Source organism: Mesorhizobium sp. M7D.F.Ca.US.004.01.2.1, from assembly GCF_003997785.1.
In the GTDB taxonomy this organism is placed as follows: domain Bacteria; phylum Pseudomonadota; class Alphaproteobacteria; order Rhizobiales; family Rhizobiaceae; genus Mesorhizobium; species Mesorhizobium loti.
In genome coordinates, this window is the sequence record NZ_RZRQ01000002.1 from 1 (window position 1) to 15,516 (window position 15,516).

16 protein-coding genes are annotated in these 15,516 nt (G+C 58.8%); 6 read left to right on the forward strand and 10 right to left on the reverse strand.

Going from position 1 to position 15,516, the window contains the following annotated elements:
- From EN993_RS00755 to EN993_RS00800, 10 genes are all read right to left on the reverse strand, one after another.
- A partial coding sequence (locus EN993_RS00755) for an NtaA/DmoA family FMN-dependent monooxygenase (RefSeq protein ID WP_127262116.1) occupies positions 1-628 on the reverse strand: 628 nt, incomplete at its 3' end.
- Positions 629-971: 343 nt separating this feature from the next.
- Positions 972-1,991: an isopenicillin N synthase family oxygenase gene (locus EN993_RS00760; RefSeq protein WP_127262117.1), complete on the reverse strand. Its 1,020-nt coding sequence runs from the start codon at positions 1,989-1,991 to the stop codon at positions 972-974.
- Between the two features lie 247 nt (positions 1,992-2,238).
- On the reverse strand, positions 2,239-3,375 hold the full coding sequence (locus EN993_RS00765; RefSeq protein ID WP_127262118.1) for a hypothetical protein: 1,137 nt from the start codon (positions 3,373-3,375) through the stop codon (positions 2,239-2,241).
- Between the two features lie 158 nt (positions 3,376-3,533).
- Entirely contained in the window at positions 3,534-4,547 is a 1,014-nt protein-coding gene (locus tag EN993_RS00770; RefSeq protein WP_127262119.1) for an acyltransferase, read from the reverse strand.
- Between the two features lie 24 nt (positions 4,548-4,571).
- A complete protein-coding gene (locus EN993_RS00775) occupies positions 4,572-5,237 on the reverse strand; it encodes an isoprenylcysteine carboxylmethyltransferase family protein (protein ID WP_127262120.1) in 666 nt (221 codons plus the stop codon).
- A 297-nt stretch (positions 5,238-5,534) separates the two neighbouring features.
- Positions 5,535-6,074 carry a prepilin peptidase gene (locus EN993_RS00780; protein WP_109670094.1) on the reverse strand — a complete coding sequence of 180 codons (540 nt, stop codon included), beginning with the start codon at positions 6,072-6,074 and terminating at the stop codon, positions 5,535-5,537.
- A gap of 1 nt (position 6,075) precedes the next feature.
- On the reverse strand, positions 6,076-6,618 hold the full coding sequence (locus EN993_RS00785) for a tetratricopeptide repeat protein (RefSeq protein WP_109670096.1): 543 nt from the start codon (positions 6,616-6,618) through the stop codon (positions 6,076-6,078).
- Between the two features lie 54 nt (positions 6,619-6,672).
- Positions 6,673-7,623 carry a type II secretion system F family protein gene (locus EN993_RS00790; protein WP_127262121.1) on the reverse strand — a complete coding sequence of 317 codons (951 nt, stop codon included), beginning with the start codon at positions 7,621-7,623 and terminating at the stop codon, positions 6,673-6,675.
- 18 nt (positions 7,624-7,641) lie between these two features.
- On the reverse strand, positions 7,642-8,613 hold the full coding sequence (locus EN993_RS00795) for a type II secretion system F family protein (RefSeq protein WP_109670100.1): 972 nt from the start codon (positions 8,611-8,613) through the stop codon (positions 7,642-7,644).
- Positions 8,613-10,001: a CpaF family protein gene (locus EN993_RS00800; protein ID WP_127262122.1), complete on the reverse strand. Its 1,389-nt coding sequence runs from the start codon at positions 9,999-10,001 to the stop codon at positions 8,613-8,615. The genes EN993_RS00795 and EN993_RS00800 overlap by 1 nt, the downstream gene beginning before the upstream one ends.
- Positions 10,002-10,532: 531 nt before the next feature.
- On the opposite strand from EN993_RS00800, the gene EN993_RS00805 reads away from it, so the two are divergent.
- The 6 genes from EN993_RS00805 to EN993_RS00830 all read left to right on the forward strand — a co-directional run bounded on the left by EN993_RS00805 (position 10,533) and on the right by EN993_RS00830 (position 15,515).
- A complete protein-coding gene (locus EN993_RS00805; RefSeq protein ID WP_109670104.1) occupies positions 10,533-10,760 on the forward strand; it encodes a Flp family type IVb pilin in 228 nt (75 codons plus the stop codon).
- Positions 10,761-10,789: 29 nt separating this feature from the next.
- A complete protein-coding gene (locus EN993_RS00810; RefSeq protein WP_348630406.1) occupies positions 10,790-11,011 on the forward strand; it encodes a Flp family type IVb pilin in 222 nt (73 codons plus the stop codon).
- 94 nt (positions 11,012-11,105) lie between these two features.
- Positions 11,106-12,158, forward strand: a complete 1,053-nt coding sequence (gene cpaB, locus EN993_RS00815; protein WP_126067906.1) for a Flp pilus assembly protein CpaB — start codon at positions 11,106-11,108, stop codon at positions 12,156-12,158.
- 54 nt (positions 12,159-12,212) lie between these two features.
- Positions 12,213-13,661 (forward strand): type II and III secretion system protein family protein, encoded by a 1,449-nt coding sequence (locus tag EN993_RS00820; protein ID WP_127262124.1) that lies wholly within the window; start codon positions 12,213-12,215, stop codon positions 13,659-13,661.
- On the forward strand, positions 13,648-13,944 hold the full coding sequence (locus tag EN993_RS00825) for a hypothetical protein (RefSeq protein ID WP_126067904.1): 297 nt from the start codon (positions 13,648-13,650) through the stop codon (positions 13,942-13,944). The genes EN993_RS00820 and EN993_RS00825 overlap by 14 nt, the downstream gene beginning before the upstream one ends.
- A 71-nt stretch (positions 13,945-14,015) precedes the next feature.
- Positions 14,016-15,515: a pilus assembly protein TadG-related protein gene (locus tag EN993_RS00830; RefSeq protein ID WP_127262125.1), complete on the forward strand. Its 1,500-nt coding sequence runs from the start codon at positions 14,016-14,018 to the stop codon at positions 15,513-15,515.
- Position 15,516 lies beyond the last annotated feature (1 nt).

The following is a 15,516-nucleotide window of genomic DNA, read 5'->3' on the forward strand; positions in this document are numbered from 1 at the left end:
GTGCGATGTTGAGCGGACCGCGTACCGAGAGATGCTCGCCCTTGTGGTCGAGCACATGCAGCCTGGCGGGGTCGAAATAGAGCCCGCTTTCGGCGTCGCGGATGAAGGCATCGTCGGCAAAGCTGTCCCACAAGCCGGTGACGACATCGTAGAATTCTCGCGCCCTTTGGTAACGCTCGTCATGCTCGACATGCTCGTCGAGGCCGAAGTTGAGCGCCGCATCCGGATTGGACGTGGTGACGATGTTCCAGCCGGCGCGGCCGCCGCTGATATGGTCGAGCGAGGCGAAGCGGCGGGCAACATGATAGGGCGCATCGAACGTCGTCGATGCGGTGGCGACCAGCCCGATATGGTCGGTGACTGCGGCCAGCGCCGACAGCAGCGTGAACGGCTCGAACGACGTGACCGTATGGCTGCGCCGCAGCGCCTCGATCGGCATGTTGAGAACGGCCAGATGGTCGGCCATGAAGAAGGCGTCGAACTTCGCCGCCTCCAGGGCCTGGGCGAAGCGCTTCAGATGCGCGAAGTTGAAATTGGCATCGGGATAAGCACCCGGGTAGCGCCAGGCGCCGGTGTGCAGGCTGACGGGACGCATGAAGGCGCCGAGACGCAATTGTTTCCGTGTCATGAAAGTCGTTCCGACCGATCGATACAGTCGAGCACCAGCGCTCGAATCCTTACCTCAGAATCGGACGGTCCGCCCAACTCGGGAAGGTATCCTGTTCCGCCGCGCCGGGCTTTTGCAGAATTTCAGTTTTTCGCCCGAGACCCCGGGACAAAAAATGGCCGGGCTCGAATGCGGCCCGGCCAAAAGAAGGTCAAAACCTTCAGAGGGGAACACCGTCCAGCGGAATGGGAGGAAACCGCCGAACGATTTTACCTGTTTGAGCTTATTTCGAAGCCTCGGCGACGAATGACATTCCAAAAAACAGGCAAAATGGCAAAAATTCGTGCGCCGTACTGTGGAACCCTCACGAGCCCGCTGCTCCGGTCTCGAGAAGATCGGCATAGTGGCGGCGTGCCACGTCGGGATGTGAACGTAGCCGGCTTTTGAGCACATTGGTGCCGACATCGCGGAACAACGGGTTGTCGGGATCGCTTGCCGGCCCAGGTGCCTGCGCCGCCAGCTCCTCGGAAAGGCCGAGAAGCGGGATGGTCGCATCGAGCCGCGCGCTGAAGAAGAAGGGAACGGAAATCCGCTCGACGCCGGCAGGCGGCGTCACGACGCGGTGCACGGTGGCGCGGAGATAGCCGTTCGATGCCAGTTCGAGCAGCTCGCCGATGTTGACGACCAGCGTTCCAGGCAGCGGATCCACATTCACCCAGCTTCCGTCATATTCGACCTGCAGCCCCTTGTTGTCGTCCTGCAGCAGCAGGGTCAGGAAACCGCCATCCTTGTGCGCGCCGACGCCCTGGTTGCCTTCGGTCGCGTCACGGCCGGGATAACGAACGATCTTCATGCGATGGTTGGGCGAGTCCCGGTAGATCGCGTCGAAGGCATCCTCCGGCTGGTCAAGCGACAGCGCGAAGGCCTTCAGCAATCGGATCGCCACCGCCGTCGCCTTGGTCTGCCAAGCAAGCAGCGCCGGCTTGAGCTCCGGCAGTGCAGACGGCCACTGGTTCGGCCCTTGCAGCCGTGTCCACGGTGCAATTCCAGGCCCCTGCGCTATGGGCTGGCGCTCGACGCCAATGTCGAGTTGCTCACGCCAGTCGGCCGCGCCCCTGGTCAGTTCGCCACCGGCGCGGGTGTAGCCGCGAAACTGCTGGGATTTGACCATTTCGATCGCCAGCTTGTCGGCCTCCGGCAATGCGAAGAACCGGCGCGAGGCATCGAGCACGTCGTCGATCTCCGAGGCGGAAATTCCGTGGCCGCTGAGGTAGAAGAAGCCGACGTCCCGGGCCGCAGTGCGCAGGTCCAGGAGAAAGGTACGATATTCGGATGCACCTTGTTCGAGACGGCTCAGATCGAGCACCGGCACAATTCTGGGCATGGTCAGGTTCCTTCTTTTCCTGCCTTGCCCAAGAGAAAGTAGAAGCGATCACCGGCAAGAGCTTCGAGCATGAATGGCGTCTCCAAAGTGACACGCAAGACGTGCCGATCAAAGCAACAGACAGTCCAATCTGGGTCGAATGGAAGAACGTCAGCGCTGCACATTATGGCCTGTCGGCAAATAATGTTCCCAACGGGCAACTTACCGGCAATGCATCTCGTGGGCCGCCTTTCGAGCGCAGGGGGCGCTAGCGGAACAGATATTTCGATACTTCCGGGTTGCCGCGGCGCCACATCACGTTGTCCAGGAAGTAGTGGTGCACGTTGATGAATATCCACGCTATGAAGAGGAAAAGCGACGAGCCGAGCACCTGTTTGTCGTAGGGAACCAGGGCACTCAGCGCCATCGGCACGAGCCAGAAGCCAAGAGCGCCGAGAATTGTGCCGGCGATGATGAATGCCAATACCCGCAGCCTGTATAGCGGTCCGAGAATGGACAGAACCTTGAATTCCGGATCCTTGACGGCATCCGCACGGTCGCGCTCGACATTGGTCTGATAACGCCAAACCACCGCCAGATACTGCAGCGAATGAAGCGCCGGCACCACGAGCAGCCAGAGCGGATTTATCGTCACGAACAGGATCCAGGCATAAAGGGTGACGACGTAGGCGACGACGCCGTTATAAGGCAACGTGCCGCCATGCTTGCGCCAGCGATTGACAAACATCACGACGGTGGCTGCCGAGGAGGCAGCTGCGATCGCGAGCGCGATGTTGAGCACCCATGGCGGGACAGCGAATGTGTAGTAGTCCAGGCCCCAGAACTGCCTTTCGGTGATCACTGCGTTTGTCTGGAGCCATGCGAACAGCCACACGGCATAGCCGTTGATCAGCAACACTTTCTTGTCTTGATCCTTGAAGAACCTGCGCTTCAACACGGCGTCCACCATCAGCATGCCGTAGCCTTGCTTGACGTAGTGCCAGCCCACGAAAAAGCCCATCGCATTGGTTGCATATCCCAGCAGGCGAGCGTTGCCGGTTAGGGAGCCATAGGCAAAGAAAGCGCCCATGATCAGCGGAACCACAATGCCCGCGAAAATGTAGCGGATCTGGAGATTCCTGTCGTATCCGTCTCCCCGCACCTTGCGCGCGAAATTGCGATAGAAAATCTGATAGGAATGGGCAAAATGTGGATGGTTTATCAGATTGGCGAGCAAGAGCGTTACCCCCGCCACAAGACCTTCGTGTTTAAGAGGCACGAGGAAAAGGATTGGCAGCAGCAGGAACGCGCTCCCACCAAGCATGAAAAAATCGATGAACGGACCGAAGAGATATTTCTGCGGGGCGACTGAAACCGGGGCATCCGCCGAAAGGTGAAGTGTCATATTGTCTTCCCCTGTGGTTGTTTATCTCTGGACAAGATCTTTACACAGCTACTGAGACAGAATGAAACATCGATTGGCATCGAGCGCCGTGACCAAGGTCCCGCTATGCGTCCGGCAACGGCCCATATAATCGGGCAGCCAGTATCGAAGCATATCCGTCAATCCCGCAATGCCAAGCCAGGTTGACGGCAGCCAATCTTCTGATGGGGATCATGCCGGCGCAGGAATTTGCGCAGCGGCAACTCGAACCGAATGTACATCCGCCAAGCGAAAAGAACTGACGTGGCTGTGCCGATCACGATGATAAGGTCCGGAGAAATCGGAAAAGCCGTCCACACCATCAAAAGCAGCGTTATCGGCAGAGTGTGGATCAGATACAGCATATAGGAGGCATCACCGAGAACCGTCCAGACGCTAGGCTGCGCATCGATCTGCATCGTGCCGAAGACGATCATCGCCGCCGGCAGACCATAGACCAGCACACGCTGGAAGCCGTTATCGCCCGCGAGGAACTCCATCGTGCCCCCTTGCGGCGCTAAACCAATGAACCCGACAGCGATCATCGCCGCAGCGCCGACCGGCAGGCACCACACCGCCGATTTCCACCTAGGTGCATAGGCGAGAACGACGCCAAAGCCGAACTCGATGATCAGCGGGTTGCCAAGGAACTGCAGCACTGGACCCGCCGAGCGAAATATCATTGCGAGGCCGAACATACCAACGAGTCCCGGCAGCAGTCGCCGGTCGATGAGAACGATGGTGGCGGCGGCGTAGAACAGCATTTCGAAGCACAGCGTCCAGGCGGCTGGCAGTGCGGGCGCGGTCATTTGATCGGTAGCTGGCCATAGCAGGAGCGTCGCCAGCGCGTCCCGCCAGCCGAAGCCGGTTTTGTAGGCGACGATCGCATACGGGATGCTGATCAGTAGGTAGAGCGGAACAATGCGCCGGAACCGTCTCCAAGCGAAGGATCGCCAAGTCAGACCAGGTGCCGTCTTAGCAATAATCACCCCCGATATGACAAAGAAGATGTCTACGCCTGCGTAGCCGGCCACCTGAAAATCATGAGGCAACAGACCATTAGATCCGGTGGCCTTAACCGCAGTCTGGGCTGCATGGACATATACGACCATCAGCGCGGCAACGAAACGAAGTATTTGCAAAGACCAGATCAACAGGGTGGGCCCCGATGCTGACTATTAACCGCTTGGATTGATACCTGTCCTACCAAGAAACCGAGGCAAAAGCATGGGAACACGCCGCGCATAGTCGTTATACTCGGGGAAAGTTTGCCGCAGGATGGCTTCTTCATTTTTAGCGCGTCGATACTGTAAAAGAAACTGGAGCGAAGCTATGACCATCATCAACATCGAAAAATGCGAGACGACCGTTCCAATAATGAATATTGCCTCGCAGATGTACAAAGGATGGCGGACAATCGAGTATGGGCCTGTGGTAACCAGACGCCGAGCCGTAGCCATGAGAGAGAATGATCGGCCTAGCCAATAAAGGCAAATGAACGAACTGGTCGTCCCAATGAAAATGAGGCCAAGAGCCGTCACTTGTGCTGCCTCGCTATCCAACGCTGGCGTCAGAAGCATTGCTACCAACATCAGAAACGTCCCCGCTACTGAGGTTATCCTTGGTTCAATCCCTCGAGCTGTTCCCTTCGGTGGAAGGCGACTGACCGTCATGAGAACCTGCAATAGCAAAAACACCGTCGCCGCCGCCTGGGTAGCGACGGCCAGCGAACTTGCCGATGTGTCCTGGCGGAAATAGACGAGTAGTGGAATCGCGCTGAATACAGCCAGGATCGTCATAACAAAGACGATGGCGATACGCCCTAGAAAATCCTCGGTTAACATTCCTCCCCCCTGCCAAGCCGCATTTAAGCACTACTTCCATGTTGCAGCAAGAAGATGATTTCCGAAGGGTAAACGCATGCGCCTCTTTCATTTTTAATTAATCTTGCCTGCCTATCATCACCGGATGCCGAAACTTCTTTCCCTGCTTCGCGTCCTGGCACCTACCTCACTTGCCCTTTCGGCCATCCTGATCATCGCGCTCAGCCCTCACAGCGCGACGTTCGCTTTCTGGTCGATGTTGCCCATGAGTCCCGCCTGGGGGCCAATGCTTCCGTTCGGCGCGCGGGCTGCCGCCGTTCAGTTAAGCTGATCCAGTATCCCAGAGCTGCTCGCCAGCACCACACTTTTGTAGATCACGAACGTTACCGTACAGATCGCCGCGACCGAGATTGGCACGCCGAACGGCACAACGCCTTTCCGGTCGAGATGCTGAACATAGACGCGGAAGGCGCCTGCGGGCAGCAGGAACGGATTTTTCATGGCCATTGCAGTGACAAGGGCGAAAACGAGCAGCAGCATGGAAAACACGACGAGATCGGTTCCGCCGGTCAGAAAAGGGACGACCGCCATCAGCTTGACGTCGCCGGCGCCGATCTTGCGTAATATCCAGAACGGGAACAACGCAAGAAACAGCACGAGGCCGGCAACCGCGCTCAAGCCCATGTCCCACCAGGACCCGGATCTGAGCAGCAGCAACAACAGCGATCCCATGCCCAGGCACAGCAGCAGCAGCACATCGCGATTGGCAATCTTCTGCGTCGTGAAGTCGAGCCATGCGATCCTGGCAAGCAGAGGGATGGCGAGAGCCTTCAGCAGCAGCGCTTCGACAATCAGCATGCTAGCGCTCGATGTTCTGCACGCTCGACGACAGAAGCTTCAGATTGTTGGCTACTGTCGGATCGTTGGGCGCCAGCTCATAAGCCTTGAGGAAATTCGAGCGGGCGTCCTGCAGCTTGCCACGCAGCAAATAGGAATAGCCGACATTGTTGTAATATTCGGGCGATGCGCCAACCAGCTTGAAGGCCCTGGCATAGGCGCGGTCGGAAAGGTCGAAGCGGTGAATCCGGTCGGTGCAAGCGGCCAGTCCCATCCAGGCGCCACCATCATTGGGCGCCAGTTGCGTGGCCTTGAAGAACAGCGCGCCGGCATTGCCGTAATTCTCGGCACGGAACTGATTCTTGGCTTCGGCAACGGCCTGGTCCGAGGCATAATATTCGACATCGCTGACCGTCTTCAGCCCGTCGAAAGCATCGCCAAAAGACGTCACATCGCCTTTTGACGGCTCGTTGGTGCGAACGACACCATCGGTGGGGTCCGCCGTCTGGCAGCCAGCAAGCACTGCCAACAACAGACAGGCCGCCGCCGCGATAGCCCTCTTCATACAGATTCCCCCAAGGGTCTCGGACCTCATATTAGAATCAGATCATACACGCAACTAAAAGAAAATGCCCTTCATTCGGATAATGACCGGCAGCATGATCACCATCATCACCACCGGGAAGATGCATAAGCCCAACGGAATCATCATCTTCACCGGCAGAGAGTTAGCGCGCTCCTCGGCGTGAAGTATTCTCTGTCCGCGCATCTCTTCGCTGTAAACACGCAAAGCGTCGGTCAGGCTGGTACCGAGCTCTTCCGACTGCCGAAACAGCACGGCCAAAGCCCGCGCTTCGTCAAGCCCGATTCGGTCGGCGAGGTCGCGCAACGCCTCGCGCAACGGCTTGCCGGCACGCAACTGCAGATTCATGATCGCGAGTTGGATGCCGAGCCATTTATGAGTGCCTGCCAGTTCGCTGCTGACACGCTCCACCGCTGCCTCCAGGCTCATGCCCGCGTCCGCACAGGTGATCATCATATCCATGAAATCGGGAAAGGCGCGGCGATAGATCTCCTTCTGCGCATTCTCGAAGCGATCGAGCAGGATGGCCGGAACCACGATGCATGCGAGCCCGAACAGAGCTGAGCCGGCAAAACCTACGAAACCTGGCATTTGAGGTGGGAGCACTCGCGACAAGAGCGCATAGGCAGCCAGAAAGCCGACACAGACGCCACCAAGCCGCGACAAGGTGTAAATGAGCGGAGCGCTGGCCTGATAGAAGCCGGCTCGAAACAGCTTCGCCTCAAGCGCATTTGGTTCGTCCCGCTCCTTCTCCATCGACCGGAAATAGGCGTCGACCGGCCGCTGCGCGGCAATTTTTGCAAGCAGTTCCTGTCCGGCGAGCGAACGGCGATCGGCAATCCCTTCCGCCATCAGGCTCTGCGCGACCAGCGTCCGCGTCTGCAACGCCGGCAAGAAGACAAGCGCGCCGAACAGGAACAACGCAACCGCCGCCACAAAGACGGCAACAGAGATCAAAACGCTCAGATCCTGGATGTTCGAAAACAAGTTTTTGCTTCGCTCCCGTCAGAAATCGAAATTGACCATGCGGTACATGATAAAGTCGCCCAATAGCGCCCACAGCCCGAAAATCGTGAACACTGGCAAGATAATCGGACTGCCCCAGACGGAGCCGTAGTAGGACGGGGCGAGCAGCAGAAGGATCAGGAACATAACCACCGGAAACAGTGAGATGATCCATGCCGACACACGACCCTCGCCCGAAAGCGCGCGAATCTTCATCCTGAGTTTCTGCCTATCGCGCAGCACCACGGAGAGATTGGCCAGGATCCCGGTAAGATTGCCGCCCGTCTTGGACTGGATCGACAGCGCCACCGACAACAGATGAAGGCCCTCGAAGCCGACACGCTGCGAAAGCTTTCGCACGGCCTGCTCTATGCTCAGACCAAAGGTGATTTCATCGGAGACAATGCCGAACTCGGTGCCGAGCGGATCCGGCATTTCCCGCGCTACGAGCCCGACCGCCACCGAAGCCGGATGGCCAGCTCGCAACGAACGGACGATCATGTCCAGCGCATCCGGGAGCTGTCTTGCAAATTTCAGAATTCGTTTGTTGCGGGCGCGGCGGAGAACCAAAAGCGGCAGGCCGAATCCGACTACCAGAAAAACGATGAGCGACGCCAAGGCAGAGAAGTGCAACAAGATCGACATCAGCAACGCAAGTGCCAGTCCAGCGCTGAGAAACGTCGCAGCGAAAAATATCGGGTTTCCAGTAATACCGGACTGAGTATAGAGCCTGTTCAGCCAGATCATGCCAAATAGAAAATCACCCGACTCCGTCAGCCCACGTTCGCGCAGCAACCCTTGCAGGGTCTGTTCAGCTGGCGCTTCGTCAGCCAGCCGCCTCAGCCGATGGTTGATCACGCCCATCCGCGACCGGCGACCGGCAAACGAAAGATATAGTGCCTCTCCGGCGAGAATGACCGAGGCCGCCGCGAGCATGTAGATGAAGTACAGCAGAGCTTGACCCGTCGGCATCAGAGGGCAACCTGCGGGTTGAAGGCATCCTTGGCAAAATGATGCCCGAGCGTCGCCGCCTCCTGAGCGAAGCGCGGACGGACACCGGTTGCGCGAAAATCTCCGACGACTTTGCCTTCGGCTGTGACCTCTCGGCGGACGAAATGATAGATTTCCTGAAGCTGGACGACATTGCCCTCCATCCCGGTGATTTCCGATATGGAGGTGACACGCCGGCCTCCGTCCGAAAGACGCTGTGTCTGGACGATGATGTCGATGGCGGATGCGATCTGCGCCCGGATTGAATCATGCGTCATCGGCATGCCCGCCATGCCGACCATCTGTTCCAGCCGCGAGATCGCATCGCGCGGCGTGTTGGCGTGGATGGTGGTCATCGAGCCTTCGTGGCCCGTGTTCATCGCTTGCAGCATGTCGAAGGCTTCCTCGCCGCGCACCTCGCCGACGATGATGCGGTCCGGCCGCATGCGCAAGGCGTTTTTCAGCAATTCGCGCTGGCGCACCTCGCCCTTGCCCTCGACATTGGGCGGACGCGTTTCCAGCCGCCCGACATGTGGCTGCTGCAATTGCAGCTCCGCCGCATCCTCGATGGTAATCAGGCGCTCCTTGGAGGGTATGTAGCTCGACAGCGCATTGAGCAAGGTGGTCTTGCCGCTGCCGGTGCCGCCCGAAACAAGGATCGACTTGCGAGCCTGCACGGCGATCCGCAGCAATTCGATCATGGGCGGACGGATCGAATTGAATGCCATCAAACGCTCGAGCGAATAGGGATTTTTCGAGAATTTGCGGATCGACACCAGCGGGCCGTCGACCGAGACCGGCCGCACCGCGATGTTGACGCGCGAACCGTCTTCCAACCGCGCGTCGACCATCGGCGACGATTCATCGACACGCCTGCCAATAGCCGAAACGATCTTGTTGATGACACGCAGCAGATGCGCCTCATCCCGAAACCGGATCGGCGTTTCTTCGACGATGCCACGCCGCTCTATGAAAACGCGCTTGTGGGTGTTGATCAGGATATCCGTAATGGATTCGTCCTTGAGCAGCGGCTCGATCGGCCCGAGACCCAGCATCTCGTCAGCCGTGTCGCTGGTCAGCAGATCGAGTTCGCGGGCATTCAGCGGCACCGCACGAGCGCGAACGAACTCGCGCACGATCGGCCGGATCTCAACCAGGATCTCATCCTTGGAGGCAATTTCAAGAGCAGTCAGATTGAAGCGATCGATAAGGTGGCGATGAAGCTCGACCTTGAGCGTCAGGAAATCGTCACCATAGGATTCGATTTCGGCTACGGGAGATAGTGCTGGGACAACAGCCAGCGCCGCGGTCGGCTCGGCTCTTGCCTCGACCTTCGGATCGCCTGGCCCCTTGATGAACCGCCCCAGCATAATCGCTTATACTCCCCTTGGATGCGTATTAGCGGAAACTAAACGTTAACCAACGGGGGCACAAGCGTCTGAACGCCCTACGCACAGCCAATACTTTCGACATAGTTAAGAGCAAGAGCCCGAAATCCATTGTTTATTTAATGCAGGCTGGCGTCCGAAATTTCCCAATTGCCCGCGGTTTTCGGGCTCATCCGTTTTTTGGCGCGAAAACCGGGTGAATGCCCGCCTAAGCCCTTAGATATAAAGGAATATGCGTTATAGCTAATGCTTCCCTAATTCCGCCACATCAACGGCTGAATTGTGAACGAATGGTTAAGGGCGATTGAAAAATCAAAAGAATCAATCCCTTGGGAACAATCGAATTTGTAATCTTCTTGCCGAATCAGGTACATGAAAGTTAAGGAACTCTTAATCTCGTTTGACTCTGCGTTTTCTCGGGACCTAGGATCGAGATGACGGGGGATGCTTGGGTATGGATTTCATCCTTTGCTCTGTCTCGTCGGGTTCAAACCTCCAAAGGGAGAAATTGACATGAAGAAGCTCATGACGATGACCCGGCAGTTCCGCGACGATGAAAACGGCGCTGCCATGGTCGAATACTCAATCCTGATCGGCATCATTGCCGCAGCATCGATCGTGGCGGTTATCGCTATCGGCGGATGGGTCGGCAGCCAGTTCACCGGCCTTTGCGCGAAGATCTCCGGCAAGGGCCTCGACGCTGCTGGCACTGGCACCGGCACTTGCGCCACGCCTAGTTGATCAAGAAAGGCCGGAATGGCCAGGGAGTGATGGGCATGAAGTGGCTTATCGAGGTAGCCGGGCAGTTCCACGACGATGAGAACGGCGCTGCCATGGTGGAATACTCGATCCTGATCGGCATCATTGCCGCGGCATCGATCGTTGCGGTTATTGCCATCGGCGGATGGGTCGGCAGTCAGTTCACCGGCCTTTGCGCGAACTTGAACACCAAGGGTTTATCCAGCACTGGCGGTGCCGGCGGCACTTGCTAAGAATTTTCTGGGCCGGAATCGCTCGATTTCGGCCCAGGATTATGCGCTTTGAAGGGGCTGACATTCGCCCGGCGGGCGATGGTGGGGTGGGAAGATGCGCGTCAATACACTTATCATGATCGTTCTCGCCGGCGTGTTCGGCGTGCTGGCGGTGGTGCTCGCCAATATCTGGTTGGCCAGCCAGCGCAATGCCATGGCGCGGACGGACGACGTGCCACGCGATACTGTCGTGGTGGCAGCGGTGGCGTTGAAGTTCGGCGACACGCTGTCCGCCGACAAACTGCGTGAGGTCGCATGGCCGGCGGGCGCGGTTCCGGACGGCGCTTTCAAGACGACGGAAGAGCTCTTGACGAAAGACCTTCCGGCGGGCGGAGGCAGCAAGCAGGCGCTGCAGGCGATCGGCGTCAACGAACCTGTGCTCGCCACCAAGATCACCGGCCCCGGCCAGCGCGCCACGCTTTCGGCGGTGCTCGGCGAAGGCATGAAGGCCGTTTCCATCCGCGTCAATGACGTGCTCGGCGTCGCCGGCTTTGTTTTCCCGGGCGACCGGGTCGATGTCTTGCTGACGCGAACCGAGCGCGGCGACGGCGACGACAAGAGTTTCGTCGACGTGCTGCTGCAGAGCATGAAGGTGCTTGCCGTCGACCAGGTTGCCGATGTGAGCAAGGATAGCCCGACCGTCGTCAAATCGGTGACGCTCGAGGCCAGCACCAAGGATGCGCAGAAGCTGACCCTGGCAGCCGGCGCCGGCCAATTGTCGCTGGCGCTTCGCCAGGCCGCGGCAAGTAAGGGCGAGACGACCGAGCGGGTGACGCTTTCCGACCTGACCGGCGAAACGCCGGCAGACGTCGCCGCCAGGCAGGCGGAACTCGACAGGAAAGCAGCAGCGGAAGCCGAGGCTGCAGCAGAGCGCAAACGCGCGGACGACAAGATCGCCGGCCTCGCCCAGGCCGTAGAGCGAGTGGGAAGCAAGCTCGACGATCTAAGCAAGGTTAAGCCGGCTCCGGCCGTGGTGTCTGCACCCGAAGTCCGGGAAGTCGTCAAGGAAGTGGTCAAATACGTGACCCCCGAGCCGCCGGCACGGGCGACCGTCGGCGTTTTTCGGGGTGTAAAACTCGAGACATATGACGTGCCGCGACAACCATGATAAGGTGCGGCTAATAAAATGGGGCTGCCACAGGCAGCGATTGGGGAGACGGGGATGCAGGGGTCTTGGTTGAGGATGGCGGTGGCGGCCGCGTTGCCTTGTCTGGCAGCGCTGCTGCTGTCGAGCCTGGCGGCCGATGCGGCCGACCGCTTCATCGATGTATCGACCCCCAGCGTTCATCGTATCTTCCTGCCGATGTCGCAGTCGGTTACCGTCCAGGTGAGTGCCAATCTGGGTGACATCGTCGTCGGCGACGAGAAGATTGCCGATGCCCAGCCGATGACCGACCGGACGCTTTATGTCATCGGCAAGGGCGCCGGCACCACCACGGTCAATCTGTTCTCGCCTGAGAAGCGCTCGCTCGGCGCCCTCCAGATCGAGGTCGGCGTCGATGTCAGCGACATGGCGCAGGCGATCCGGCAGGTGGCGCCAAAATCGCGCATCGAAGTGGGCTCGGTCAATGGCAGGGTCAGGCTCGGCGGTCATGTCAAGGACGGCGCCACGCTGGCGGCAATCATGGAAGTTGCGCAGCAATATGGTCCCGATGCCATCATCAACTCCGTTGTCGTCGACGACAGCCAGCAGGTCAATCTGGAGGTGCGCGTGCTGGAAGCCAAGCGCAACGCCGGCCGAGATCTCGGCGTGTCAATCAGGAGCAGGAACGGCGATGCTACGACCCGCATCGGAACGGGCAGTGCCGCCGTCGACGAGGACAATGTGATAGCCGGAACGGGCAATGTTATCACCGGCCTGTTGTCGAACAGCAACCCCTTCGCGGCGCTGATCACCCGCGTCATTGACAGCAACATCAAAGTCGATTTGGTCATCGAGGCACTTGAGGCCAAGGGCGTGGTGCGCACGCTGGCCGAGCCGAACCTCACCACGCTTTCCGGCGAGCAAGCCAGCTTCAACGCCGGCGGCCAGGTACCGATCCGCAGCGTCAACAAGGATGGCGAGGTCCAGATCGAGTACAAGCAATTCGGCGTCAATCTTCAGTTCACGCCTATCGTACTTGACGACGGCAAGATCCATATGAGCCTTGCGCCGGAGGTCAGCGACCTGACCGGCTTCACCACGGCCGGCGATCCGATCTTCACCAACCGCAAGCTGGAAACCGTTGTCGAACTGCGCGACGGCCAGAGCTTCGCGGTCGGCGGGCTGCTGTCCAGCAAGACCACCAAGCTGCAGAACCAGGTGCCATGGCTCGGCCAGGTACCAATTATCGGGACGCTGTTCCGCAATTCGAGCAACCAGAAAGAAGAGACCGAACTGGTGGTCATCGTCACGCCGCACATCGTGCGGCCGGTGAAGCCTGGCGAACAACTGGCGACGCCGTTCGACAAGACGAGGCCGGCCAACGATCCGGAATTCTTCGTGCTTGGTCAGCTCGAAGTGAACAAAGACATGATCCGAAAGTATGAAACGGGCGACGGCGTCACCGGCCCCTATGGCCACATGCTCGACTTCAAATCGAAGGACAAGATGCTCTATGTCAAGAAATAGCGCCTTGATCCTCATTCTGTGCGCCGGTGCGCTGTCGGGCTGCGCCGCGGACTATCTGAACCATTACGATTCGGTGACCCTGGCCGCCGGCGAGACGCAGAAATTCAATTCGATGCTGCAGACGGTCGACCCGCTCAATCCGGCGTCCCGGAATACACATATCGAAGGCGACGGCGCGCGTGCTGCCGCTGTTGCCCACAGCTACAAATTTCCACCGCCACCGCCGCCACCGCCGGCGATCACGGTCAATGTCGGCGGGTCTGGTGTGACGACGTCGCAGTGAGCTGAACGGAAGGATGCGGAGGGCGCCGGGCATGCGAGGGGCCCTGGCGCAGGAAAGCAGAGAGTAGGGTCATGTTGGGGACCATTCGAGCCTTCTGGAACGATCAACGCGGCGTAGCGATGATCCTGGTGGCCATCATGCTGCCCGTGCTTATCGGCTTTTCGCTGCTGGCCATCGATATGAGCCGAGTCAATGGGCTCCATAACGATCTGCAGAAGGGTGTTGACGCGATGGCGCTTGCTGCCGCGGCGGAACTCGACGGCAATGTGGATGCGATCACCCGGGCCAACCGGGCCGTCACCACACTCGTGGCCAACAGTACGCTGTTTTCGACATCAGGTGATCACCCAATCGTCTTGGCTGACGTAACGGTCACCTATCTGACCGGGATTCCGGCGAGCGATGACATCACGCTGACTGCCGCAGGTGTCGACTCAAATGCCCAGAACTGGGCCAGCACCGATCCCAAGGTTGTCAGGTTTGCCGAAGTGACCGTGAACGCGTCAGGCGCGACGGACGGCGCGGGCGCCTTCGCGACGATTTTTCCAGCCAGCCTCGTCGGCAGCACGGAAAAGATGGACATTCGGCCACAAGCGGTGGCGGGATTCACCAACGCGTTGTGTCAGTTCACGCCGATGTTCATCTGCAATCCTTTCACCAATAGCGCGACGTCCCTGAGCGATCTGCAGGCGGCCGTAGCAGGAACAAAGAAGCCGATGATCTGGCTGAAAGAGCAGACTGGCGGCAACAGCGCCCAATACGGTCCGGGCAATTACGGCTTCCTGTCGTCACCCGAGGGCGACAAGAATACGGCTGCGATTACCGAAATGTTCGCTGTCACCAATCCGCCCGCCTGCTACGACCAGAGTGGGGTGACCACCCGTCCGGGCAACATTCCTCCGGTCGATAAAGGCATCAATACGCGCTTCGACATTTACGACAATGGTGGCCCCTACAAGACCGATCCGGCCATCAACCCGCCTGCGCCGAATGTCAGAAAAGGCATGGACGTCCAAAACGCAGGCAAGAACAATTGCAGTTACACAGCCCCCAGTACCGGGCAGGTCAAGAATTTTATGGCGGTGCCCCGAGACAATTGTTTCGCGACCACATGTTCAAACGCTGGAAGTCTTGGCGACGGCAACTGGAATTTCATGGGCACAAAAACAAGTCCGGGCTATTGGGACACGAACTGGCCCAAGGACGATGGCACCGGTGTGAAAGCTGCATGTGGCGCAAGCCCCAGCCGATATTGTGTCTACAACTACGAAATTCAGCACAAAGCGGATCTTAAGAGCACATTCGAACAGACCGCGCCGGCGTGCAATGCGACGACGCAGACCGCTGACAGGCGTCTACTTTATGTAGCGATCGTCGACTGTACGGCCAACAATGTTCATGGCGGCGGACAGACCTTACCCGTGCAGGCTTTCGCGAGTGTGTTCCTGACAGAGCCGGCGGGTGGGGCGTCCACCGCCGATATCTATGGCGAGATCGAGGATATCAGCACTGTCGCCGGCCAAAACACGCTGAAGAAGCTGCAGCGCAACGAAGCGCAATTGTACCGGTAGC

What these genes read in the sequence shown, in the direction of transcription:
- EN993_RS00805 (WP_109670104.1), top strand. Translation starts at nt 10,533, where the DNA reads ATGAAGAAGCTCATGACGATGACCCGGCAGTTCCGCGACGATGAAAAC.
- EN993_RS00810 (WP_348630406.1), top strand. Translation starts at nt 10,790, where the DNA reads ATGGGCATGAAGTGGCTTATCGAGGTAGCCGGGCAGTTCCACGACGAT.
- EN993_RS00785 (WP_109670096.1), bottom strand. Translation starts at nt 6,618, where the DNA reads ATGAAGAGGGCTATCGCGGCGGCGGCCTGTCTGTTGTTGGCAGTGCTT.
- EN993_RS00795 (WP_109670100.1), bottom strand. Translation starts at nt 8,613, where the DNA reads ATGCCGACGGGTCAAGCTCTGCTGTACTTCATCTACATGCTCGCGGCG.
- EN993_RS00775 (WP_127262120.1), bottom strand. Translation starts at nt 5,237, where the DNA reads ATGTTAACCGAGGATTTTCTAGGGCGTATCGCCATCGTCTTTGTTATG.
- EN993_RS00765 (WP_127262118.1), bottom strand. Translation starts at nt 3,375, where the DNA reads ATGACACTTCACCTTTCGGCGGATGCCCCGGTTTCAGTCGCCCCGCAG.
- EN993_RS00800 (WP_127262122.1), bottom strand. Translation starts at nt 10,001, where the DNA reads ATGCTGGGGCGGTTCATCAAGGGGCCAGGCGATCCGAAGGTCGAGGCA.
- cpaB (WP_126067906.1), top strand. Translation starts at nt 11,106, where the DNA reads ATGCGCGTCAATACACTTATCATGATCGTTCTCGCCGGCGTGTTCGGC.
- EN993_RS00760 (WP_127262117.1), bottom strand. Translation starts at nt 1,991, where the DNA reads ATGCCCAGAATTGTGCCGGTGCTCGATCTGAGCCGTCTCGAACAAGGT.
- EN993_RS00830 (WP_127262125.1), top strand. Translation starts at nt 14,016, where the DNA reads ATGTTGGGGACCATTCGAGCCTTCTGGAACGATCAACGCGGCGTAGCG.
- EN993_RS00780 (WP_109670094.1), bottom strand. Translation starts at nt 6,074, where the DNA reads ATGCTGATTGTCGAAGCGCTGCTGCTGAAGGCTCTCGCCATCCCTCTG.
- EN993_RS00825 (WP_126067904.1), top strand. Translation starts at nt 13,648, where the DNA reads ATGTCAAGAAATAGCGCCTTGATCCTCATTCTGTGCGCCGGTGCGCTG.
- EN993_RS00820 (WP_127262124.1), top strand. Translation starts at nt 12,213, where the DNA reads ATGCAGGGGTCTTGGTTGAGGATGGCGGTGGCGGCCGCGTTGCCTTGT.